This window comes from Pontibacter rufus (assembly GCF_015694705.1).
GTDB lineage: Bacteria > Bacteroidota > Bacteroidia > Cytophagales > Hymenobacteraceae > Pontibacter > Pontibacter rufus.
On sequence record NZ_JADQDR010000005.1, the window covers coordinates 297,705 to 320,757 of the forward strand.

The following is a 23,053-nucleotide window of genomic DNA, read 5'->3' on the forward strand; positions in this document are numbered from 1 at the left end:
TTAAGTATGAAAACCGCGGTAATGCTACTAAGTTAGCTGCATTTTCATAAAAAAGACCGGATTTTATATATTTACTGGATATTTCAAGACGAACGCCATGTTTTTCCGTACCACCACGCTGCTGCTGGGCCTGCTGCTGCTCACTTTCAGCAGTATAGCAAGCACTATTCTGATTCCGATGGATGCATCGCAGAAAGACCATTTGAAGTCTTACGGCATCGCATACTGGGCGCTTACCAAAAATGTACCGGTAGACTGGCTGCTTAACTACCGCGGTGGCAGCTTTGCCATACAGCATGCGCCGCAGATCGAAAATGAGCTGATTGTGCGGGGCGTAAGCTACAGCGTTATCTCGGATGCGCAATACAACAGCGTGCTTCAGGAAGTAGCTGCCCCCGACGCTAACATGGACGTGGTGAAGCTGGAGAAAGCCCCCAAAGTAGCCGTATACACGCCCAAAACAAAGATGCCCTGGGACGATGCCGTGACACTGGTGCTGACCTATGCCGAAATCCCTTACGACATTTTGTATGATGAAGAAATTATAAAAGGCGACCTGCCCAAGTATGACTGGCTGCACCTGCACCACGAGGATTTTACAGGCCAGTACGGGAAGTTTTTCGCCAGTTACCGCCATTACCCCTGGTACCAGGAACAGCAAGCTGAAGCCGAAGCCATGGCCAGCAAACTCGGTTTTGAGAAAGTATCGCAGTTGAAGCTGGCGGTGGTGAACAAAATAAAGGAATTTACAGCCGGTGGTGGCTTTCTGTTTGCCATGTGCTCGGCCACCGATACCTACGACATCGCCCTGGCCGCCGAGGGCGTAGACATTGTGGAAGCGATGTTCGACGGCGACGGTGCTGATCCGCAGGCACAGCAAAAGCTGGACTACAGCAAAACTTTTGCTTTCCAGGATTTTAAGATTTCGCAGAACCCGATGGAGTACGAGTATTCCAATATCGATATGCAGCCGCAGGAGCGCCCTGTAACAGAAGACAACGACTATTTCCAGCTATTCACCTTTTCGGCCAAATGGGACCCGATTCCGACCATGCTCACGCAAAATCACGAGAAGACCATCAAAGGCTTTATGGGCCAGACGACAGCTTTCCGCAAAAGCCTGGTGAAACCCGAGGTAGTGGTAATGGGCGAAAACAAGGAACTGGGTGAGATAAGATACATGCACGGCACCTATGCCCGTGGCACCTGGACGTTCTATGGCGGCCACGACCCCGAGGATTACCAGCACCTGGTAGGCGAAGATCCCACAGATTTGGCGCTGCACCCCAATTCGCCCGGCTACAGGCTCATCCTCAACAACATCCTCTTCCCGGCCGCCAAAAAGAAAAAGCAGAAAACCTGATTAAAGTGCTGATGAGTTAATATGCTCATGTGCTCTGACGGATTAATTATATAAAGTAGTCCGCCGTCATTTAATTTAACCGCTCCGCTCTTTGTCATTCCAGAAGAATCCTGATAGCAAGCCGCAGAATTTATCTATACATAGTTACAGCTTAATCTTCCAGGGATAGGCCTTCCAGGATGACAGGGAAAGTATAAAAATGCTGCCTGTTATACTTACAAGTATAGCAGGCTTTTATAATTACCTCATTAGCACATCAGCACATTAAATAATCAGCATATTATACTTAATGCATTCTGTCGGGGCGGGGTTCCAGGTTAAGTATGATGTCGGCTTCGATGGCCAGTAATTCTTTTAGGCGGGCATCTACAACGTCGGCGGGCATGTATGCCTTTGCGAGCTTTACAAAGCTGACATAGTGCCCCGCCTCCGACACCATCAGCTCGTAATAAAATTTTTGTAGTCCTTCGTCCTGTATGTTTTTCCAGAGCAGTTTGAAGCGCTCACAGCTGCGGGCCTCAATCAGCGCATTCACCAGCAGGTGGTCCATGAGCTGGCGTTCGCGTTTATCACCTTTGCGAATGTGCTTTGTCAGTTCCACTACATACTCGTCGGGGCGGTTACGGCCCAAGCCAAAGCCACGTTTCTTAAGTTCTGCCAGCACGCGTTCAAAATGGCTCCACTCCTCGGCCACCAAATCTGTCATTTCCTCTACGAGCTGCGTCTTATCCGGATATTTCACAATCAGCGATATACCCGACGTAGCCGCTTTTTGCTCGCAATAAGCATGATCTACCAGGATGTCTTCAATGTTTTTCTCCGCAATATTCACCCACCGCGGATCGGTAGGCAATTGCAGGCGAAGTATGGTTTTGGTGGATTGCGAGGACATGTTCGTTTTTCGTTGCTCGTTTATTGTTGTTCGTAATTAGGTAGTTATACTCTGTCAATAGATATGGTAAACAATTTAACAATTAACGATTCAAACATTTGTCCACCAACAACCAACATTTAAAACCTTAATCGAAGAACATCCATTTAATACCGAATATAAAACTGCGGCGCATGCCCGGATAATATGGTGTTGTAAAATAACCCGGCTGCCACAGGCCCTCGTTTACATGGCTCATTTTCAGAAACACATTCACGGTCTTGATGTCTGCCGTGATAAACACATCCAGCACCGGATAGGTGTCCAGTTTAATGGCATCCTGCACAAAAAACTGCTGCGTAACAGGCATATACGCGTCGGCATAATAGCCACCTGGCATATAGGCCTGCACCCCGAACTGGCCATATAAGGCATTTTTGAACAGGGCGCCCTGGAAGTATAGCTTCGAGTCGAGGAGCCACTCGGGCACCCGCACGCGGTCTGCTTCGTCGGTGTTGGTATAGGCCACAAAGTTCTCGAAGTGGAAAGATCCGAACCGGATATGGTGCGAAAGCTCGGCTCCCCACAGCCGCTGGTTTGCGCTTAGCTGCTGCGGCACGGCCGCTTCGTTATAAAAGATATAACGCTTGATGTTGGTATAATTCGCCTGCAGCTTTACATACTGCCGCTCTCCCAATTTGCCGCTGTAGAGCACTTCTGCCCTGTCAGTTACGCTGCTGTTAAAATCATTGTCCCAGCGAAAGTGGTTGCTCAGCAGGAATTGCTCTGTTACGGACGGGGAAAGCAGCACACGTTCCAACGACGCCTGCAGACCGCCCAGCCGGGCCACACCGCGCACCCGGTAATCTTTTGACAGCTGAAATTCGCCCTCTATCTCCAACTCTGCCTTGTTTTCATAAAACAGGCGCAGCTGCCCGCCTACAAACAACTGGTTATAGGCTTTATCAGCTTCAACCAACTGCTCATTTACCGAATCTTTTGCAAATACTTCAGTGGTGCTATACTTTACACGGGCATTGCGGAGCTTGGCGTAAGCTTTATAGGAGGAAAGTTTATTATTACCCGTCAGGCCAAAAACGTTTTGGAGCTCTCTGTAAGCGGCCACATCGTTTGTACGGGCTTTATTGAAGAACACGTTCGGATAAAAGAACACAGCCGTATCATTGCCCGAAATAACGGGCTGCAGCGCATTGTCGCTATAGGCATCCTTTTGCAAATGCCCGTCGAGCATGTGGTAGAGCTTCAGGTTTTCTGCAGCCAGCTTGTAGACATGCAACAGGTGCAGGTGGCTGCGATTTTCCTGTGTAGCCGCCTGTTGCAGGTTTACGGATTGCGTCTCATAGTTAAAAAGACTGTCGAGCGGCGTAGTCGATCGGGGTACCAGCACGCCTCCCTGCTCTATCTGTTCTACTTTCAGCGAAGTATAATTGAGGAACAAATCATACTTGTCGTTTTTAGACCTGTAATGCGTAAAAATTTTACCACCTTCATGGTCTATCAATCTGTTGCCCCTGGAGCCGACGCTGTTGCTGTTGAGTTGCATTTGGGCAGCCAGCAACTGATAGGCTACGCCAAAGTTCCAGCGCGGGGTAATGTTACGCGCATAAATGGCCTCAAACAACTGCTCGCCCTGCCCGCCCTGCACATAAAACAGATGCGAATAAGGTGAGCGCGTATTGTAGTAATTCAGGTTATAGGGATCGTAGGCATACCGATCAAATGCATTGTGGCCAAACCTGACGCCAATAGCATCAGGCGCCTTGAAAAGCAAGGGCTGGGCTGCCGTACCGACGTTGCCTAGGTGCTGGTAATATGTCGTATCATGATACCAGTAGCGCTCGTTGTTAAAATTCTGAATCGTGGTATCAATGCGCTCTTCTACATAGCGCCCTTCCAGCACATCATTTTCATACAGCTGCAGGGTGGTTTTAGGGCTGTAAATAACTTTGGTGGAGTCGTCTACAATCTGGGCGTGTACGTGCCGGGTGGCAAGCAGGCTAAGCAAAAGTATAAACGCAACAAATAATGTTTTTTTCACGATTCAAAATTAGCAGAATTTAGCAGAACTCCGATGCCCGCACCAATGCCCGGCCGGCGTTTCCGCCCCGCTGCACCTGGTTAAGGCAGTTAATTTACTTAACTCCGGGGCGTACATGCTGTAGTATCAGTTTGTCAAATTTTTCTTTGTTATCTAAAAAGGCTACTTCAATGGGGATATAAAATACCGGCAGAGCCTGCGTCAGTTCCTGTAAATCGGCTCCGGCCAGTTTTACGGCATCTTTGCGGGTGGTCAGCACGGAGGCATTTTTATACTTATCCGTCTGCAGCATGGTCTTCAGCTTTTGTAAATCCTGCATGGTATAAGTATGATGATCAGGATAAGCGAGGTGCTGCAGAATTTTATAGCCTTGTTTCAGCAAGTATACTTTAAGCGGCTGGGGATTGGCGATGCCGGTGAGCAGGATGAGCTGGCCGGATGGTACAGTTTGCGGTCCCAGCGCTACCGGCCCGCCATACCTGAAAGCCGAAAAAAAGATGGGCGTTTCCGGCCGGCAGTACTTCCGGATGCAGGCCACAATTTCCTGCTGCCGCAGCAACGGCAACAGTACCGGGCATTTGCTCACAATAATGGCATTGGCACGCGCGGCCCCGCTCCTGGGCTCCCGCAGCAACCCGGCAGGCAAAACATAATCTTGATAAAACGGGCGATTGTAATCTGTCAGCAGCAAATTAAAGGAAGGCCTGATGGGCCGGTGCTGCAGGGCATCGTCGAGCACTACCACTTCCAGACCCGGCACCAACGCCTGCAGTTTCTGCACGCCCGGCACCCTGCCCTCCGACACGGCCACGGCCACACCCGGAAAATCGCGGTAATACTGAAATGGCTCATCGCCGAGGCTGTCGGCTGTTGCCTGCGCACCGGCAAGTATAAAACCGCTTGTTTTGCGTTTATAGCCGCGGCTGAGGGTCGCCACTTTATAGTTGTGCAGCAGGCGCAGCAGGTATTCTACGTGCGGTGTTTTGCCTGTGCCGCCCACCGTCAGGTTGCCCACAGCTATAACGGGTAAGGCAAAACGCTCCGAAGAAAGTATGGCTTTATCGTACAAAGCATTGCGCACCTGCATCACGCCGCCGTACAACAGCGAAAACGGCCAGAGCAGCATTTGAAGATATTTAACCATAGCTTTGTAACGGGCACAAAATTATAAAATTTTAACGCACACATACTACTTATCACAAAAGCACATACGTATGGCAACCATAAAAGAGGTAATTACCCGGCTCGAGCAACTCGCGCCACTCCAATACCAGGAGAGTTATGACAATGCCGGCCTGCAAACCGGCGATCCGGCGGCGGAAGTAAAGGGTGTACTGGTAACGCTGGATTGTACCGAAGCAGTACTGGAAGAAGCTATCCGGAAGGAATGCAACCTGGTGGTGGCGCATCACCCTGTTATTTTTAAAGGTATAAAGCAACTCACAGGGCGCAACTACGTGGAGCGCACCATCATAAAAGCTATTCGCCACAACATCGCCATCTATGCATCGCATACCAACCTGGACAATGTGCTGCCCGGTGTAAACACCAAAATAGCTGATAAACTGGCCTTACAGCACCAGCGCGTCCTGGTAAACAAGCCTCATACGCTGATGCAACTGGTTACCTTTGTGCCCCTTGCGCAAACGGAGCAGGTATTGCAGGCGCTGCACAAAGCGGGAGCCGGCAACATCGGCGCGTACAGCAACTGTAGTTTTCAGGTGCCGGGAACAGGCCGCTTTCTGCCATCCGCAAATGCCAGCCCGGCCATCGGCGCGCCCGGAGAGCCTGAGGAGGTCGAAGAAAACCGCCTGGAAGTTATTTTCCCGGCTCATCTGCAACACACAATTATGGCTGCCCTGAAAGATGCGCATCCTTATGAGGAAGTGGCCCATTACCTCTATGCCCTGGAAAACCTGAATCAGGAAACAGGCATTGGCATATTGGGCGAGTTACCGGAGGCATTGGATGAAGCGGCGTTTCTGGCTTATCTGAAAGAAAAAATGCAGCTGCAGGGGCTCCGCTATACTTCCATAGGAGCAAAAAAGGTAAAAAGAGTGGCTGTGTGCGGCGGCGCCGGCAGCTTCCTGATAAAAGATGCCATCCGGCAGGGCGCAGATGCGCTCGTAACCGGTGATGTGAAGTACCACGAATTTTTCGATGCTGAAAGCAAAATCATGGTAGCGGACATCGGGCACTATGAGAGCGAGGTCTTTACAAAGGAGATTTTTTATGAGGAGATTTCAAAAAAGTTTACTACTTTTGCAGTCTATTTATCAGAAGTAAACACAAATCCTGTCAGATACACCTTTTAATACATGGAAAGCACTGTAGCCAGCAAATTGGACGCTTTAATGACGCTCCAGAGCATCGATTCGCAGCTTGATGAAATCAGACGCGTGAGAGGCGATTTACCCGAAGAGGTTCAGGACCTGGAAGATGAAATTGAAGGCTATGAGGTGAGAGTTCGCAAGTTTGACGACGAAGTAGCCGGACTCAACGAATCTATTGCGCAGCGCAGGCAGGCCATCAAAGATGCAGAAGGCCTTATCCGCAAGTATGAGGATCAGCAGCAGAATGTTCGCAACAACCGCGAGTACGATGCCATCACCAAAGAGATAGAGCTTCAGAAACTCGAAATGCAAATTGCAGAGAAGAAGATAAAAGAGGCATACTACCAGATCGAACAGAAGGTAAATGACATTGAAGGCACCAAGGCTCGTCTGGAAGAGCGCCGCAAGGATCTCGACAATAAAAAGCAGGAACTGGGCCAGATTGTAGCAGAAAGCGAAGAAGAAGAGAACAAGCTGAAGCAGGATCGGGAAATTGCCGCCGGCAAAATTGAGGACCGCTTGCTGAGCGCTTACAGCCGCATCCGCAAAAACGTGCGCAACGGCCTGGCCGTAGTTGCTGTAAAGCGTGACGCCTGTGGTGGTTGCTTCAACACGGTGCCGCCCCAGCGCCAAGCCGATATCGCTGCCCAGAAAAAAGTTATTGTTTGCGAGCACTGCGGCCGTATTCTGGCTGGTGTGGAGCAGCGTGTTTTTTAAACCACAGATTATCTTGAGCGGCAACCGCTTACATACTATATCAGAAAGGATGGCTAAACCCCATCCTTTTTTGCTTCCGGGCCTATGTTCTCTGCAATAATTGAGGCCGCGGATTTACCCATCACCCTGGAAGAATTCCGCCTCCGGGCGCTTGCCTGGGCCGCACAGCAGAAACTGGCAGCCTACTACAACCCCAACCGGATTGCTTACCCGCACAATGGCTTTATACATCTGCTGGCTGTATCCAACCGCATGCCGCTTGACCTGAATCAAGCGGATGCTTTTGACAGTTTGCGGAATACACTGGCAGCGGAGCCCGGTCTGCTGTGCGGCTACCTGGGCTACGATTTAAAAAACCAGACGGAAAAATTAAGCAGCCGCAACCCCGATCACATTGGTTTTCCTGACTTGTTCTTCTTTCAGCCGGAAGTAAAGTTATACTTTAACGAATCAGGTATAAATCTTTCTACTTCAGCTCAGAGTATAGCAGGTATACTTAAAGCCATACTTGCCACAGCGGCACCTGCGCCGTCCGCTTCTGAAAGTATAAACATACAACAACGCGTTTCGCCGGAGAAATATAAGGCCACGGTATCGCGCATCAAAAACCATATTCTGGAGGGAGATGTGTATGAGCTGAACTACTGCATGGAGTTTTTTGCTGAGCAGGTACAGTTGGCGCCGCTTCCTTTGTACCTGGCCCTCAACGAAGCCTCTCCTACGCCATTTTCGGGTTTCCTGAAGTATGGCGATAAATACCTGATGTGCGCGTCGCCTGAACGGTTCCTGAAGAAAGAAGGCGCGAAGCTAATCTCACAACCCATCAAAGGCACTATCCGGCGCGGCGAAACGCCGGAAGAGGATGCGCGGCTACAACACCAGCTGCGGCATGACGAAAAAGAACTGGCCGAGAACATGATGATTGTAGACCTGGTGCGCAACGATTTGAGCCGCTCCTGCGCCACCGGAACCGTGCACGTAGAGGAAATGTTCGGCATTTACGGCTTCCGGCAGGTATCGCAGATGATCTCCACGATTGTGGGGCAGCTACGGCCGGACAAGAATCTGGCAGATGCCCTGGCCGGGGCTTTTCCGATGGGAAGTATGACGGGTGCACCCAAAATAAGCGCCATGCAGTTGATTGAAGAACTGGAAGACACCAAACGCGGCTTATACTCGGGTGCCTTCGGCTACATCACCCCGGAGCAGGATTGTGATTTTAACGTCGTAATCAGGAGCATGCAATACAATGCCCATACCAGTTACCTTTCCTTTATGGTTGGCAGCGCCATCACCTCAGACTCCGACCCGGAACAAGAATACGCGGAATGCCTGCTGAAAGCAGAAGCTATTTTAAAGGTGCTTGGCGGCTGATTGTTGTAGCGTTGAAAGCCTTGGGATGAGAAGATTTGAAAATTCCGGCAGTGAACACAATTGCAGCAACCAACTCATCTCCGATCTCATTTTAAGGTCATGTGTCAGATTGAAAATCCTCCTAAATAAGAGAATGGAATTATAAATCCCGTCCAGTAAGTATAAATGAGGCACGCAGGTATAAATTCACTCCGAAGATCTCGCGGTGTGCCAATAACCTCCGCAAGTATAGGCCAGCGGCAACCAGATGTATAAACACTTGAATTAAAAGATTCTGAATTAACCCATTTCCACATTTTCAAATCATCACATTCCCCAAATTTAAATAACCAGCGCATCAAACATCCTCTGTCATTTTGTCACGATTTAGAGGAGATTATTGTATATTTGCAGTTGTAACAGTATAAGTATGGAGCCGATAGTAGATATAGATTTTATTGACAACCGCACGCCCGAACAGGCCGCTGCCTGCGATACGCACATCACCACTGAGTCAAATACCGGAAAAACGCGCAAGCTGTACATCGAAAGTTATGGCTGCGCGATGAATTTCTCCGATAGCGAGATTGTGTCGTCCATCATGCATGGCGAGGGCTTTGATACGACCGCTGATATTGCGCAGGCGGATCTGGTGTTTCTGAATACCTGCTCCATCCGCGAAAAAGCCGAACAAACGGTGCGCAACCGCCTGGGCCAGATCAACTATTACAAGAAGAAAAAGCCGGCCATGATGGTTGGTGTGCTGGGCTGTATGGCAGAGCGCCTGAAAAAATCGCTGCTGGAAGAGGAAAAGATTGTAGACCTGGTAGTAGGTCCCGATGCGTACCGCGACCTGCCCAACCTGATAAACGAGGTGGACGGCGGCCAGAAAGCAGTCAACGTGCTGCTCTCGCGCGAGGAAACCTATGCTGACATCAGTCCGATTCGCCTCAACAGCAATGGCGTAAGCGCCTTTATTTCTATCATGCGGGGCTGCGACAACATGTGTTCGTTTTGCGTGGTGCCTTTTACGCGTGGCCGCGAGCGCAGCCGCGATGCACATTCTGTTGTGCGGGAGGCGCAGGCGCTGGTAGCACAGGGCTACAAAGAAGTAACGCTCCTGGGCCAGAACGTGGATTCTTATAAATGGGTATCGGAAGATGGCACGGAAGTGGTGAACTTTGCCAACCTGCTCGGGATGGTGGCGCAGCTGTCGCCGGAACTGCGCGTGCGTTTTTCCACATCTCACCCCAAAGACATTACGGACGAGGTGCTGCATACCATCAGAAAGTATGACAACATCTGTAAGTACATCCATTTGCCGGCGCAAAGCGGCAACTCCCGCGTGCTCGAACTGATGAACCGCACCTACGATCGCGATTGGTACCTCAACCGGGTGGACGCCATCCGCAGTATACTGGGCGAAGACTGCGGCATCTCCAGCGACATGATTGCCGGCTTCTGCTCCGAAACTGAGGAGGAGCACCAGGATACGCTCTCGCTCATGGACTACGTGCAGTACGATTATTCTTACATGTTCTTCTATTCTGAGCGCCCGGGCACATTGGCGGCACGCAAACTGGAAGACGACATTCCGCTGGAGGTAAAAAAACGCCGCCTGGACGAAATCATCACCAAGCAGCGCGAAACGTCGCTGGCGCGTAACAGACGCGACGTGGGCAAGTTACACAAAGTATTGGTAGAAGGCTTTTCCAAGAAGTCAGATGAACAGCTGAGCGGCCGCAACGACCAGAACAAAGTCGTTATCTTTGATAAGAAACACTATAAGAGAGGCGATTACGTTAATGTTTTCGTCCACGACTGCAGCGTAGGCACTCTCTTCGGCGAAGCCGTGGATTAACATTTTTAATGTGCTAATGAGATAATGTGCTGATGTGCTTATTATTCCGTTTGATAATGTGATAGTTGATTGTCCGTGATTTCAGGGCAACACCAATCCTTCGTTAGCACATTAAAATCAGCACACCAGCACATCAGCACAATAAAGAATCAGCACATTAAGTACATGCGCAATATCGATATTCAAAGTATAAAACAGCGATTCGGAATTATAGGCAACTCTCCCCTGCTCAACCATGCCATACAGGTGGCGGTGCAGGTGGCGCCAACCGACATGACGGTGCTCATTACGGGCGAAAGTGGCAGCGGGAAGGAATCTTTTTCCAAAATCATACACCAGCTGAGCCCGCGCAAGCACGGGCAGTTTATTGCCATTAACTGCGGCGCTATTCCGGAAGGCACCATCGACTCCGAACTTTTCGGTCACGAAAAAGGCTCCTTCACCGGAGCGCAGGAAGCACGGAAAGGTTATTTTGAGGTGACGGACGGTGGTACCATCTTTTTGGATGAGATTGGCGAAATGCCTCTGGGCACGCAGGCTAGGCTGCTGCGCGTGCTCGAAAATGGCGAGTTTATCAAAGTAGGCTCATCTAAGGTGCAGAAAACGGATGTGCGCGTGGTGACTGCCACCAACGTAAACCTGATGCATGCAGTGGAGAAAGGCCGCTTCCGCGAAGATTTATACTACAGGCTGAGCACAGTGCCCATTTCTGTGCCTCCGCTGCGCGAGCGTGGCGAGGATATTTACCTGCTTTTCCGGAAGTTTGCCAGTGATTTTGCAGACAAGTATAAAGTGAAGCCCATCAACCTGACAGCTGATGCCGTACAGGAATTGCTGAATTTCCGCTTTCCGGGCAACATCCGCCAGCTAAAGAATATTGTGGAGCAGATATCGGTGCTGGAGTATGACCGGGAGGTGAATGCTGATAAGCTGCGCTCCTACCTGCCCTCTGTGCCAAGCAGCCTGCCTGCCCTGCTGAAAAAAGAAAACCCGTCGGATCAGCATATCTCGGAGCGTGATTTGCTCTATAAAGTACTGTTTGACATGCGCCGCGATATGTCGGAACTCAAAAAACTGGTTTTCGACATGCTGCCGCACCAGCCCAACGACGAGGCTTTGTTTAAAGACCACGGCCATTTGTTTGAGAACATAGAGCATTTTAACGGCAGAAGCTACCAGCCACAGGAATCCAAACAGGCGGAGCATTTTTACCTGCCCGTAAATCATGGACAGGCGCATCATGATTATGAGGAGCACAAAGTAGAAGATATTCCGCACGAAACCGAAGAGGAAAGCCTGTCGCTGGAGAATAAAGAGAAAGAGCTTATCCTGAAAGCGCTGAAGAAGCATAGCAACAAACGCAAGTATGCCGCGCAGGATCTGGGTATTTCAGAAAGAACCCTTTACCGGAAATTAAAACAATATGACATTGAAAATTAAAGATCGCTTTATCCTTTATACTTTGTCGCTGGCACTGCTGCTGTGCAATGGCTGTGGCGTATACTCTTTTTCCGGAACCAACATCAGCCCGGACGTAAAAACCATCTCCATCCAGACGATTGAAAACAGCAGCGGCGAAGGCCCGGCCAACCTGACGCAGGTAGTTACTGATAACTTTAAAAACTACTTCCGCCGCAACTCCAATCTGACTGTTTTGCAAAACGACGGAGACTTGCAATTAGAAGGGCAGATTGTTAGCTTTACCCTTTCGCCAGCCGCTATTCAGCGGGAGGGCCTGGAAGACAGGGCCGGCCTAAACCGCCTGACTTTGGGCATACAGGTGCGCTATACGAATACCAAAAATCCGGAAGAAAACTTCGACAGACTGTTTACTATCTCCCGTGATTTCGGCCAGAATGTAGACGTTACCCAAATACCAACGGCCTCTATTAATGAAATTACGGAGCTCCTGGTTACAGACGTTTTCAACAAAACTGTAGCCAACTGGTAAGCAGCGCTTTTCAGGCTCTGTTTGTTTAATTTAAAGCTTGGTGCCCTGCTACGTCTGTCGTTATACTTAAAAAGTTATTGTATGAACAAGGCCGCTTTTCTTGAACTGATACAACAGGTATCAAACATCTCGGACCAGCAGACAAAAGAGCTGGAAAAGATGGCCGCGGCCTTTCCGTACTGCCAGACGGCCCATCTGCTGCTTGCAAAATCGGCCTTCGACCAGGGTAGCATGCTTTCCAACCAGCGCCTGCGCCGTGCCTCCGCCTATGCCACCGACCGGCAGTTGCTGAAGCGCATTATTTATACATCACCGGCCGCTACTCCTGCTTTTGAAGAACCGGTTGCTGCCGAGCCAAAGCTCCCCATACTTCCGGAAACACCTGACAGTCATCCCGACGCTCCTGCCACCGCACCGTTACTGACCGAAACTACAGCTACAACAACTCCTGATGAGGAAATGCCGCCCGAAGCAACAACCGGGGAACCAGTAACAGCCGACCAATCAGCAGAACAGCAGGAACTGTCACCAGCCAACACCATAGATGCCGAACTGGCCATGCTGCTGACCATTAACAGCCTCAGCGCATCCTTTACAGATTTGCTCGCGCAAAAGCCTAGTGAAGCCCAACCAGAAGCCGATGTACCACTGCAGGAGGAGCCGTTGCCAAAGCATCACTTACAGGAAACCCTGGGTGCACTGCAGGAACTGCCACAGGAGGTTCAGGAAGATAGCCCTGATGACGTGCCCTTGCCCGCTGCAACACCATCAGCTGATTTTGTGAAGCCTGCGCCGATGGCCGAAGAGGAGATTATGGCAGCATTCGCGCTGCCGGAAAGTCCTGAAGAAGCTCCCATCAACTACCGTTTAGATGAGATTGGCAGGCTTTACAGTGAGGATGTGTTGGGTTACTGGATGGCATCGAGCCGCATGGGTGAAGCGCTGCAGCTGAAAGATGAACATACACGACAGCAGCCACAGGGCTTTCACCCGGAACTTATACTGGAATACAGCAAAACGCATGAACTGGAACGTAGCAGCCAGCCGGGACCAGCTGTACTGAACGGGCAGCTTGGCATCATTGATCAGTTTCTGAAGCTGAACCCACGGCTGAAGGCTATGAACAATTTAAAAATGCGCGCAGAGCCGCAGGAAGACTTATCACTGCGAAACAGCAAAATACGGAAAGGCATTGCTTCCGAAAGCCTGGCTAATATTTTTCTGCAGCAGGGCAAAGTAAAAAAAGCCATTAAAATATATGAGCAGCTCCTTTTGAAAAATCCGGAAAAAAAGAGTTACTTTGCCGAACAGATAGAAAAATTACAAAATCTACCCTAATATGTATATCGCCCTTATCAGCATTATTATTTTTATTTGCGTGCTGCTTATTTTAGTAGTGCTTGCCCAAAATCCTAAGGGAGGCGGCCTGTCGAGTCAGTTTGGCGGCAGCACCAGCCAGCTGGTAGGCGTTAAACGCACCGGCGATTTGCTGGAGAAACTGACCTGGGCTTTTGCAATTGCCCTGGTAGTATTGTCGCTGGGCACTCATATGCTGCGCGCTTCTTCCGAAGACTCTGCTATTATGAACAGAAGCGTAAACGAAGAACGCGCCCGTCAGTCGCAGTTACCGGCTGCCCCTGCTCCTGCAATACCAGGTGCAGAAAACACAGCGCCGGCAACCATACCTGCAGCAACAGACACAGCCCAGTAAACACAAGTATAAGTATAGTAAAAAGCCGGCTTTCTGCCGGCTTTTTTATTTTATTCCGTAGCTTTTTCGTTCTGCCAAAGCTGCCGCCGTGCTTTCTAAAAAGTTCCCTACGGCTGCCAAATATGTCAAACCTGTCAGGTGCGGGCGCGTTAAAGCTGAAAAGATGGCTTAAAATGGCCGCTGCCAGACCTTGGCACAGGAAGTGATAATAGCTAACCGGTTTCATTTTAATATCAACCATAAAAACCCATAACATTACAAACTATGTCAATCAGCATTAAACCATTAGCAGACAGAGTAATTGTAGCTCCTGCTGCAGCAGAAGAAAAAACCAAATCCGGTATCATTATCCCTGATACTGCTAAAGAAAAGCCACAGCGTGGCGAGGTAGTAGCCGTTGGCGAAGGCAAAGTGTCTGAGCAGGGCGCTTTAATGAAACCACAGGTTAAAGTGGGGGACGAAGTGTTGTATGGCAAGTATGCCGGCAGCGAGATTACGGTTGACGGTGAGGATTACCTCATCATGCGTGAATCTGATATTCTGGCAATCCTTTAATCCATCATTGTAAAACATTAGAAGTAAAATAAAATGGCTAAAAACATCACATTTGATACAGACGCGCGCACCAAAATTAAGTCGGGCGTAGACAAACTGGCGAATGCCGTAAAAGTAACCTTAGGCCCTAAAGGCCGCAACGTTATCATCGACAAGAAATTCGGTGCCCCTACCATCACCAAAGACGGTGTTTCGGTAGCAAAAGAAATCGACCTGAAAGACCCTATTGAAAACATGGGCGCACAGCTGGTAAAGGAGGTTGCTTCCAAAACCGCTGACCAGGCAGGTGACGGAACAACAACCGCTACCGTGCTGGCACAGGCTATTTACACGGCTGGTATCAAAAACGTAGCGGCAGGTGCAAACCCAATGGACCTGAAGCGCGGTATCGACAAAGCGGTTGAATCTGTTGTTCAGAACCTAAAATCGCAGTCTAAAAAAATCGAAAACTCTTCTGAAATTTCGCAGGTAGGTACTATCTCTGCCAACAACGATCCTGAAATCGGGAAAATGATTGCCGATGCCATGGACAAAGTAGGCAAAGACGGCGTGATTACAGTAGAAGAGGCAAAAGGCACCGAAACAGAGGTAAAAACGGTGGAAGGTATGCAGTTTGACCGCGGTTACCTGTCGCCATACTTTGTAACCAACGCCGAGAAGATGGAAGCGGATTTTGATAATCCTTACATCCTGATCTACGACAAGAAAGTATCTACCATGAAGGAGCTGCTGCCGGTACTGGAGCAGGTCGTGCAGACAGGCAAAGGCCTGGTTATTATTTCTGAAGATGTGGACGGCGAAGCGCTTGCTACCCTGGTAGTAAACAAACTGCGTGGTTCACTTAAGATTGCTGCAGTGAAAGCGCCGGGCTTTGGCGACAGAAGAAAAGCCATGCTGGAAGACATCGCTATCCTGACTGGCGGAACAGTAATTTCAGAAGAGCGCGGCTATAAGCTGGAGAACGCAACACTGGATTACCTGGGACATGCTGAAAAAGTGATCATCGACAAAGACAATACCACCATTGTAAATGGTTCTGGTCAGAAAGATGATATTGTAGCGCGTGTCAACCAGATCAAATCACAGATGGAAACCACCACATCTGACTACGACAAAGAGAAGCTGCAGGAACGCCTGGCCAAGTTGTCCGGTGGTGTAGCTATACTTTACATCGGCGCTTCTACTGAGGTGGAAATGAAGGAGAAAAAAGACCGCGTTGACGATGCCCTGCATGCTACCCGCGCTGCTGTGGAAGAAGGTATTGTAGCTGGTGGCGGTGTTGCTTTTATCCGCGCCCTGGAATCCCTGGAAAACGTTGATGTGGCCAATGCTGATCAGCTGACCGGTGTTCAGATTATCAAAACTGCGCTGGAGTCGCCGCTTAGAACCATTGTTGCCAATGCCGGTGGCGAAGGTTCTGTGGTAGTACAGGCGGTGCGCGAAGGCAAAGCCGACTTTGGTTACAATGCCCGCGAAGACAGGTTTGAAAACCTTTTTGCAGCCGGTATCATCGACCCGACAAAGGTAACACGTCTTGCACTGGAGAATGCGGCTTCTATTGCCGGCCTGCTGCTCACAACAGAGTGCGTAGTATCTGAAGATGCTGAAGAAGAGAAAGCTCCGGCTATGCCAGGTGGCATGGGCGGTATGGGCGGCATGATGTAATCTGCACCCCATTTCTTAAACAAAAACACCCTGCGTTGTAAAGCGCAGGGTGTTTTTGTTTATATTCCTGATTTATACCTGCTTATACTTAATCCATTTCCCGGATGGTGATACGGATATCATGCGGGGCCGTCTCGTCGCCGCCAAAGTATGGATAGAGCTGGTAGCCCTCTCCTGCCCCCGAGCAGGCTCTCGGCAGTGTTACCTGCCTGCTATCCAGCCGGAAAGTATAAACCTGGTCTCCAAGTTCCAGCTCACAGATACTTTTGCGGCCCAACGCTACCGTGCCGATATAAGCCGACATCCGTATTTTGTTCAGGTAAGTATAAGCATGGATTTCAAGTTGGTTGTTATACCAGCGCCACCCAAAACGAGCACTGTTGGTTTGATGCGTTGTGCCACAATCGGCTACCCCGTATAGTTTGTTGATGTCTCCCTGGTTGACGGGATCGGTAGTGGTGTAAACGGCAGAACTGTCAAATGTTACCTCAAATTTAAGGCTGGTGGTGGTTGTTCTCTTTAAAGGATTGCTGGTGGCATAGTGTGATCCGCGCCGGATCAGGTATGTAACTGCTTCCGGCTCCGGTGCGCTCGTTTCAGGTGTTTCCTGGCAGGCAACCAGGCATAACAGGCAAAGGGCAGCTATATGCCGCCCCTTTCTCAAAAATACAACCATTGGCTTCGGCTAAAAGTATGGATATTGTTATTCTGTTATTTTAATTTTTACGAAAGATATGCTGCTTATTTCATAAATCCAACAAACTTCATCCAAATACCATCAATAACTTTGGTTAGTACAATTATAGATTCTTTTTAGCAGCAGCATCCCAAGTATTTAGCGATAGCACTATCCCCTGCTACCAGGTTAGAAGTATAGGCCACCAAAACGCAAAGAAATACCACATAAAGGTAAGAACAGAACGTACCGGATGGTAAAGCAGGTTAAGCATTTAAGATAAAAGGTTGTTCGCCCTTATGAACTGCTGGTAATGTATGCGCAATTGTCAACTTCCACCACTTCTTCACCAGTTCAGAATCAGCTAAATAAAAAGGCTCCTGCCTATAAAGCAGGAGCCTTGGATAATAATAGTCTTTAAAACCGTGCTAGTCGATTCCGTGCATTTTCTTCTTGAGAAAACCGTTAAGGCCCAACATGATAATACCAGCCAGAAAAGGAATGAAAGTAAATATCAGGAAGAAAACGGTAATGGAGTAGTTGTTGATGATGTTGTCGATGAAGCTGCCTGTTAATCCGGCCAGCAGGTTTGCAAAGAAGTTCGCCACGAACCAGATGCCAAACATCAGTCCAACAAAGCGGGCAGGCGAGAGTTTACTTACATAAGACAACCCAACCGGAGATACACAAAGTTCTCCCAGTGTATGGAACCAGTAGGCCAGAATCAGCCAAAGCATACTTACAGATGCTGTCCGGGCGCCTTGTGGTATGGTACTACCGCCGTAAGCAAGTATAGCAAATCCTATTCCTAGCAGGAACAACCCCAGCGCGAATTTAACAGGTCCGGAAGGATTAAATTTACTTTCCCACAACTTAGAAAATAAAGGTGCGAAGGATATGATGAAGAATGAATTCAGAATCTGAAACCAGGAGGCAGGAACCTCTGCTACATCAGCCTGAAACTCTCTGTTCAGCATCCAGATAATAATACCCCATATAATCACAAAGCTTGAACCGAGAAGCAGGTTTGATAAAGCTATCCGCTTAAAGGTACCTTTAAAGAGGTTAAGGAGTACGACGGTTAATATTATCATCGGCACAATAACCAGAATGGCATTGGCCCATTTAAATAAAGTAGCGTTACTGCCACTCAGTATGCGGTCAGTATAATCATTAGCAAAAATGGTCATGGAGCCTCCTGCCTGTTCAAAAGCCATCCAGAAGAAGATAGTAAAAAAGGCAAACACTGAGATTACGATTAACCGGTCTCTTACAACATGCTTGGGTTCGTGCTTTTTTTCTTCAATTTCTTCAGATTTGGATTCAGGTTCCGAAGCATCCTTTGCAGGAGGCAATCCGATGTTACCGAAAATTTTCTTTGCAAAATAAAACTGCAGCATACCAAAAAACATAAACACCCCGGCTAAACCAAAGCCGTAGCTCCAGCCTATCTTTTCACCGATATAGCCACATAGTAAAATGCCCAGAAAAGCACCTGAGTTGATACCCATGTAGAATATAGTATAGGCCGCATCTTTTTTATCAGGGAAATTAGTGTAGAGCTGGCCTACCATAGAGGAAATATTAGGTTTGAACAAGCCATTACCTAAAATGATTAATCCCAAACCTGCAAAGAAAAACACTGGTGTATCCATGGCCATGCTGGCATGCCCCATGGTCATCAACAAGGCGCCAATAACCACAGCCCATCTGAAACCAAGAAACTTGTCTGCTATAAAACCGCCTATAATGGGTGTCAGGTATACGAGACCGGTATAAATGCCATAAAGTTGAAGTGCATCCTGGCGATTCCAGGCCCATCCGCCCTCAAGCAGCGACGTTGTAAGAAAAAGAACCAATAAAGCTCTCATGCCATAATAGCTGAAACGCTCCCACATTTCAGTAAAGAACAGTACGAATAAACCGCTTGGATGCTTAAAGTTCAAAGTGGCTGGGGCGATACTATCAGTAATATTATCCTCACTCACCAGATCTCTGTTTGAAGGGTCTTTTGATGACATAGAAGTTTAAAGTTGGTTGTGTAAATAGTTGTAGTAAAAGATTAAGAAACAGTAAATATATTACTTTAGATACTCACAGGCAAGATGTTTTATATCCCACATTAAAACCATACCAGTTTCACTTCTTTTATAAGTAAGCACTTACTTAGTATAGGTTTATTTTTATACTTTTGCAGCACAGTTACGAAACGAACTGTTTACGCAGAAAAACATACTAAATGAAGGAATCCGGAGACAAATCAAAGATTGCCGGTCTGGAAAGCATCGGACATCAGGGCGCCGCAGCAGTGTTATGGAACCTGCCGCCCGCGCAGTTAGCGGAAGAAGCTGTGAAAAACGGGGAAGGCATGCTGACCGATACCGGCGCCCTGATGTGCGACACCGGTAAGTTTACGGGCCGCTCCCCCAAAGATCGTTTTATTGTAAGGGACGAGAAAACAGACAATACCGTTTGGTGGGGCGACATTAACATAGGCTTTGCTCCGGATAAATTCGACCAGTTGCACCACAAAATGGCGGATTTTTTAAAAGACCATAAGCTGTATGTGTGCGATGCTTATGCCGGGGCGCACCCGGATTACCGCCTGAACCTGCGCATTATAAATACGCAGGCCTGGCAGAACCTTTTTTGCCATAACATGTTTCTGCGCCTGACGAAAGATGAAATTGCCAGCCATGTGCCTGATTTCACTGTTATCTGCGCACCAAAATTTATGGCTGATCCGGAAACAGACGGCACCCGCCAGGCAAACTTCGCCATCATCAGCTTCACCAGCAAGATGATCCTGATTGGCGGTACCGGCTATGCCGGCGAGATAAAGAAAGGTATATTCAGCGTGCTCAACTATATCCTGCCGCAGGAGCGCAACACCCTGCCGATGCACTGCTCTGCCAATGTCGGTGAAACCGGCGATACGGCCATTTTCTTCGGCCTTTCCGGTACCGGCAAAACCGCGCTTTCCGCAGATCCGGAACGCGGCCTGATAGGCGATGATGAGCATGGCTGGGCCTCAGACAGCGTGTTTAACTTTGAAGGAGGTTGCTACGCCAAAGTAATAGACCTGACGCGTGAGAAAGAACCGCAAATCTGGGATGCTATTAGATTCGGCGCTGTTGTAGAAAACACGCGTTTTATACCCGGAACCCGCACCATAGACTACACCAACAAAACAGTAACTGAGAATACCCGCACCGCTTACCCCATCTACTACATCGATAATGCCGTACAGCCTTCCAGAGGAGGCCTTCCGCGGAATATCTTCTTCCTGACGGCCGATGCGTTCGGCGTGCTGCCTCCTATTTCCAGGCTCAACACGAGCCAGGCCATGTATCATTTTATTTCCGGCTATACAGCCAAAGTTGCCGGTACCGAAGTAGGTATCCTGACGCCGCAGGCTACATTTTCGGCCTGCTTCGGGGCGGCATTCCTGCCATTGCACCCCACCAGGTATGCCGAAATGCTCGGTCATAAAATGAATGAGCACCAGGTACAGGTATGGCTCGTAAACACCGGCTGGACTGGCGGCTCCTACGGTGTGGGGTACCGGATGGAACTGCCGCACACCCGCGCCATGATCAAAGCGGCGCTGAACGGTGCGCTGGCAGATGTGGAATTTACCCGGCATCCGGTATTTGGCGTTGAAGTGCCCCACACCTGCCCCGGCGTGCCTTCAGAGCTCCTGAACCCGCGCAGCACCTGGGCCGACAAGGAGGCATATGACCGCAAAGCGACAGAACTTGCAGCAGCTTTTGTGAAGAACTTCATGAAGTATGCAGACTTTGCCAGCAATGACATACTGGCCGGTGCCCCGCATGTAGCAGTAACGACTTAACTTATCCAGAACCGCTTTACAACAAGAAGCCTCTTTCGCATGAAGCAAAGAGGCTTCTTGTTTTTTGCCTTTCGTGCAAAGCGCAAATTTTATACTTTCGTATACATGATAACCGGTTATATTTGGCCTTCATTTAAACCCGCAACCGTGCACCTGTTTTATACGCCCGACATACATGCCGAAAACTATACTTTAAGCGAGGAAGAATCCAAGCACTGCACCCGTGTGCTGCGGCTGCAGCAAGGCGATACGGTATACCTGGTGGATGGCCGGGGCGGACTTTATACAGCCATTATCCAGGAAGCCCATCAGAAAAAATGCAAACTGCAGATTATTGATAAGCAACCGGGATATAATAAACTGCCTTATGTGTCGCATATCGCCGTGGCCCCGACCAAAAACCTGGATCGCATGGAATGGTTTGTAGAGAAAGCCGTGGAGATAGGTGTAAATGAGATATCATTCCTGCTGTGTGAGCACTCCGAGCGCCGGCAACTGCGTCTTGACCGCCTCGAAAAGATAGCCATCAGCGCGATGAAACAGTCACAGAAGGGTTACCTGCCGCTATTGCACGATTTGGTACCTATGCAGCAGTTCGTGCGAAAATGCCTGCCGGAGCAAACGTTTATAGCTCATTTAGAGGATGATGCTACCCAAAGTATAAAGGACTACTACAAACCTGGAAAGCCTCATTGTGTACTGATTGGCCCTGAAGGAGATTTCTCCAGATCTGAAATCGAGGCAGCTTATAACGCGGGAATTCGTCCGGTAACACTGGGCAACAGCAGGCTCCGGACAGAAACCGCTGCGCTGGTTGCCTGCCATACCCTGCACGTACTGCACGACGTATTTTCGCCGTTATAAGTATAAACTGCACGAATTACGACGTCCATATCACCTGGCATGATATGTATAAATTCAGCATTGCTATACCTGCTTTATTTTACCCGCTTATTTATGAAAAGAATCTCCCTGCTTTTGGTAATGCTGCTCACTTCCGCATCGGTGGTGCTGGCACAGAACTATAGCTTTAAAATAGCCAAACTCAAGTATAACGGCGGCGGCGACTGGTATGCCAACAAAACATCGCTCCCCAACCTGATCCAGTTCTGCAACCGTAACCTGAACATGAACATCGCGCCCGAGGAAGACGTGGTGGAAGTCGGCAGCCCGGAGCTTTTCAGCTATCCGTTTGTGCACATGACGGGCCACGGCAATGTGGTGTTTTCGGATGCCGAAGCGCAAAACCTGCGTAACTACTTATTAAGCGGTGGCTTTCTGCACATTGACGACAACTATGGCCTCGATAAATTTATCCGCAGAGAGATGAAAAAAGTATTTCCGGAGCATGAGTTTGTAGAATTGCCCTTTGATCATCCTATATACAAACAGAAGTATACGTTTACCAACGGGCTGCCCAAGATACATGAGCACGACGGCAAGCCGCCGCAGGGTTTCGGCATCATACACGAAGGCCGGCTGGTCTGCTTTTATACTTACGAAACAGACCTGGGCAACGGCTGGGAAGACCACGAAGTATACAACGACCCGATTGAGAAACACGAGCAGGCCCTGCAAATGGGCGCCAACCTGTTAGCTTTTGTGCTAACGCGCGTAGAATAAGGGGTTAGTGGTTGCTTGTTAAATGCCATAGTCCTCGCACGTCACTGACGGGTGTGAGGTATAAAAGTCTCTGGTGCAAGTGTTAAACGAAGTGTCACTTGTGCTTATACATCATAGCAAGTCTGAAGACTTGCTATGATGTTTTCTTCTGCACTTCAACAAAGTTATACTTGCGTGTCATACTTCATCATACTTGCATTATCCCAAATTATACTTCCGCAAGTCTGAAGACTTGCGGAAGTATAAGCACAAGTGGCGCTACGCTGAACACTTGCGCTATTCCGGACTATACTTCAGCTTAAAACCAAGCATTAAGTTATAGCATCCTGCAGAGCCAGGCTACTCAAATCCTGTGCATTCCGGGTTTTATGCTCTAGCTGGTACTATTCTACAGGAAATCAGCCGCTAAAGTATAAAGTTGTTGGTGTTAATTACGCAACAAAGGCCGGGAGCGGCTTCCGG

The 23,053-nt window shown here is 49.0% G+C and carries 19 protein-coding genes; 14 read left to right on the plus strand and 5 right to left on the minus strand.

The genetic code is table 11. The features are described from left to right. The first annotated feature begins 97 nt into the window (after positions 1–97). Positions 98–1,363 (plus strand): asparagine synthetase B, encoded by a 1,266-nt coding sequence (locus tag I2I11_RS10880; protein WP_196267729.1) that lies wholly within the window; start codon positions 98–100, stop codon positions 1,361–1,363. Between the two features lie 286 nt (positions 1,364–1,649). Here the strand turns inward: I2I11_RS10880 and I2I11_RS10885 are convergent, their stop codons facing one another. From I2I11_RS10885 to lpxK, 3 genes are all read right to left on the minus strand, one after another. Next, on the minus strand, positions 1,650–2,255 hold the full coding sequence (locus I2I11_RS10885) for a MiaE family protein (protein ID WP_196267730.1): 606 nt from the start codon (positions 2,253–2,255) through the stop codon (positions 1,650–1,652). 127 nt (positions 2,256–2,382) lie between these two features. Further along, positions 2,383–4,293 carry a putative porin gene (locus tag I2I11_RS10890; RefSeq protein ID WP_196267731.1) on the minus strand — a complete coding sequence of 637 codons (1,911 nt, stop codon included), beginning with the start codon at positions 4,291–4,293 and terminating at the stop codon, positions 2,383–2,385. Between the two features lie 94 nt (positions 4,294–4,387). Further along, positions 4,388–5,437, minus strand: a complete 1,050-nt coding sequence (lpxK, locus tag I2I11_RS10895; RefSeq protein WP_196267732.1) for a tetraacyldisaccharide 4'-kinase — start codon at positions 5,435–5,437, stop codon at positions 4,388–4,390. A gap of 70 nt (positions 5,438–5,507) precedes the next feature. Between lpxK and I2I11_RS10900 the strand changes: the two genes are divergently transcribed. From I2I11_RS10900 to groL, 10 genes are all read left to right on the plus strand, one after another. Next, a complete protein-coding gene (locus I2I11_RS10900; protein ID WP_196267733.1) occupies positions 5,508–6,608 on the plus strand; it encodes a Nif3-like dinuclear metal center hexameric protein in 1,101 nt (366 codons plus the stop codon). 3 nt (positions 6,609–6,611) lie between these two features. Then, on the plus strand, positions 6,612–7,343 hold the full coding sequence (locus I2I11_RS10905; RefSeq protein WP_196267734.1) for a zinc ribbon domain-containing protein: 732 nt from the start codon (positions 6,612–6,614) through the stop codon (positions 7,341–7,343). A gap of 84 nt (positions 7,344–7,427) precedes the next feature. After that, positions 7,428–8,717, plus strand: a complete 1,290-nt coding sequence (locus I2I11_RS10910; protein ID WP_196267735.1) for an anthranilate synthase component I family protein — start codon at positions 7,428–7,430, stop codon at positions 8,715–8,717. Between the two features lie 409 nt (positions 8,718–9,126). Continuing rightward, positions 9,127–10,557 carry a tRNA (N6-isopentenyl adenosine(37)-C2)-methylthiotransferase MiaB gene (miaB, locus tag I2I11_RS10915; RefSeq protein ID WP_196267736.1) on the plus strand — a complete coding sequence of 477 codons (1,431 nt, stop codon included), beginning with the start codon at positions 9,127–9,129 and terminating at the stop codon, positions 10,555–10,557. A gap of 165 nt (positions 10,558–10,722) precedes the next feature. Next, positions 10,723–11,997, plus strand: coding sequence for a sigma-54 interaction domain-containing protein (locus I2I11_RS10920; RefSeq protein WP_196267737.1), 1,275 nt, complete (start codon positions 10,723–10,725; stop codon positions 11,995–11,997). Next, positions 11,981–12,508 (plus strand): LptE family protein, encoded by a 528-nt coding sequence (locus I2I11_RS10925; protein WP_196267738.1) that lies wholly within the window; start codon positions 11,981–11,983, stop codon positions 12,506–12,508. Before I2I11_RS10920 ends, I2I11_RS10925 begins: the two co-directional genes overlap by 17 nt. Positions 12,509–12,589: 81 nt before the next feature. Next, positions 12,590–13,846 carry a hypothetical protein gene (locus I2I11_RS10930; protein ID WP_196267739.1) on the plus strand — a complete coding sequence of 419 codons (1,257 nt, stop codon included), beginning with the start codon at positions 12,590–12,592 and terminating at the stop codon, positions 13,844–13,846. Position 13,847: 1 nt separating this feature from the next. After that, on the plus strand, positions 13,848–14,219 hold the full coding sequence (gene secG / locus I2I11_RS10935) for a preprotein translocase subunit SecG (RefSeq protein ID WP_196267740.1): 372 nt from the start codon (positions 13,848–13,850) through the stop codon (positions 14,217–14,219). Positions 14,220–14,483: 264 nt separating this feature from the next. After that, positions 14,484–14,774: a co-chaperone GroES gene (groES, locus tag I2I11_RS10940; RefSeq protein WP_230680068.1), complete on the plus strand. Its 291-nt coding sequence runs from the start codon at positions 14,484–14,486 to the stop codon at positions 14,772–14,774. 33 nt (positions 14,775–14,807) lie between these two features. Then, a complete protein-coding gene (gene groL / locus I2I11_RS10945; RefSeq protein WP_196267741.1) occupies positions 14,808–16,439 on the plus strand; it encodes a chaperonin GroEL in 1,632 nt (543 codons plus the stop codon). Between the two features lie 88 nt (positions 16,440–16,527). On the opposite strand, the gene I2I11_RS10950 is transcribed toward groL, so the two are convergent. Beyond that, on the minus strand, positions 16,528–17,115 hold the full coding sequence (locus I2I11_RS10950; RefSeq protein WP_230680070.1) for a hypothetical protein: 588 nt from the start codon (positions 17,113–17,115) through the stop codon (positions 16,528–16,530). 428 nt (positions 17,116–17,543) lie between these two features. After that, positions 17,544–19,136: a peptide MFS transporter gene (locus I2I11_RS10955; protein WP_196267742.1), complete on the minus strand. Its 1,593-nt coding sequence runs from the start codon at positions 19,134–19,136 to the stop codon at positions 17,544–17,546. 218 nt (positions 19,137–19,354) lie between these two features. On the opposite strand from I2I11_RS10955, the gene pckA reads away from it, so the two are divergent. The 3 genes from pckA (at position 19,355) to I2I11_RS10970 (ending at position 22,591) form a co-directional block, all read left to right on the plus strand. Beyond that, complete coding sequence (pckA, locus tag I2I11_RS10960) at positions 19,355–20,968, plus strand: phosphoenolpyruvate carboxykinase (ATP) (protein ID WP_196267743.1); 1,614 nt, start codon at positions 19,355–19,357, stop codon at positions 20,966–20,968. 147 nt (positions 20,969–21,115) lie between these two features. Continuing rightward, complete coding sequence (locus I2I11_RS10965) at positions 21,116–21,832, plus strand: 16S rRNA (uracil(1498)-N(3))-methyltransferase (RefSeq protein WP_196267744.1); 717 nt, start codon at positions 21,116–21,118, stop codon at positions 21,830–21,832. 93 nt (positions 21,833–21,925) lie between these two features. After that, positions 21,926–22,591 carry a DUF4159 domain-containing protein gene (locus tag I2I11_RS10970; protein WP_196267745.1) on the plus strand — a complete coding sequence of 222 codons (666 nt, stop codon included), beginning with the start codon at positions 21,926–21,928 and terminating at the stop codon, positions 22,589–22,591. Positions 22,592–23,053 lie beyond the last annotated feature (462 nt).

Excerpts from the sequence above, each read along its gene's own strand:
- I2I11_RS10880 (WP_196267729.1), top strand. The coding sequence starts at position 98 with ATGTTTTTCCGTACCACCACGCTGCTGCTGGGCCTGCTGCTGCTCACT.
- I2I11_RS10885 (WP_196267730.1), bottom strand. The coding sequence starts at position 2,255 with ATGTCCTCGCAATCCACCAAAACCATACTTCGCCTGCAATTGCCTACC.
- secG (WP_196267740.1), top strand. The coding sequence starts at position 13,848 with ATGTATATCGCCCTTATCAGCATTATTATTTTTATTTGCGTGCTGCTT.
- I2I11_RS10950 (WP_230680070.1), bottom strand. The coding sequence starts at position 17,115 with ATGGTTGTATTTTTGAGAAAGGGGCGGCATATAGCTGCCCTTTGCCTG.
- I2I11_RS10920 (WP_196267737.1), top strand. The coding sequence starts at position 10,723 with ATGCGCAATATCGATATTCAAAGTATAAAACAGCGATTCGGAATTATA.
- I2I11_RS10970 (WP_196267745.1), top strand. The coding sequence starts at position 21,926 with ATGAAAAGAATCTCCCTGCTTTTGGTAATGCTGCTCACTTCCGCATCG.
- I2I11_RS10910 (WP_196267735.1), top strand. The coding sequence starts at position 7,428 with ATGTTCTCTGCAATAATTGAGGCCGCGGATTTACCCATCACCCTGGAA.
- I2I11_RS10900 (WP_196267733.1), top strand. The coding sequence starts at position 5,508 with ATGGCAACCATAAAAGAGGTAATTACCCGGCTCGAGCAACTCGCGCCA.
- miaB (WP_196267736.1), top strand. The coding sequence starts at position 9,127 with ATGGAGCCGATAGTAGATATAGATTTTATTGACAACCGCACGCCCGAA.
- pckA (WP_196267743.1), top strand. The coding sequence starts at position 19,355 with ATGAAGGAATCCGGAGACAAATCAAAGATTGCCGGTCTGGAAAGCATC.
- groES (WP_230680068.1), top strand. The coding sequence starts at position 14,484 with ATGTCAATCAGCATTAAACCATTAGCAGACAGAGTAATTGTAGCTCCT.
- lpxK (WP_196267732.1), bottom strand. The coding sequence starts at position 5,437 with ATGGTTAAATATCTTCAAATGCTGCTCTGGCCGTTTTCGCTGTTGTAC.
- I2I11_RS10905 (WP_196267734.1), top strand. The coding sequence starts at position 6,612 with ATGGAAAGCACTGTAGCCAGCAAATTGGACGCTTTAATGACGCTCCAG.
- groL (WP_196267741.1), top strand. The coding sequence starts at position 14,808 with ATGGCTAAAAACATCACATTTGATACAGACGCGCGCACCAAAATTAAG.
- I2I11_RS10925 (WP_196267738.1), top strand. The coding sequence starts at position 11,981 with ATGACATTGAAAATTAAAGATCGCTTTATCCTTTATACTTTGTCGCTG.
- I2I11_RS10930 (WP_196267739.1), top strand. The coding sequence starts at position 12,590 with ATGAACAAGGCCGCTTTTCTTGAACTGATACAACAGGTATCAAACATC.
- I2I11_RS10955 (WP_196267742.1), bottom strand. The coding sequence starts at position 19,136 with ATGTCATCAAAAGACCCTTCAAACAGAGATCTGGTGAGTGAGGATAAT.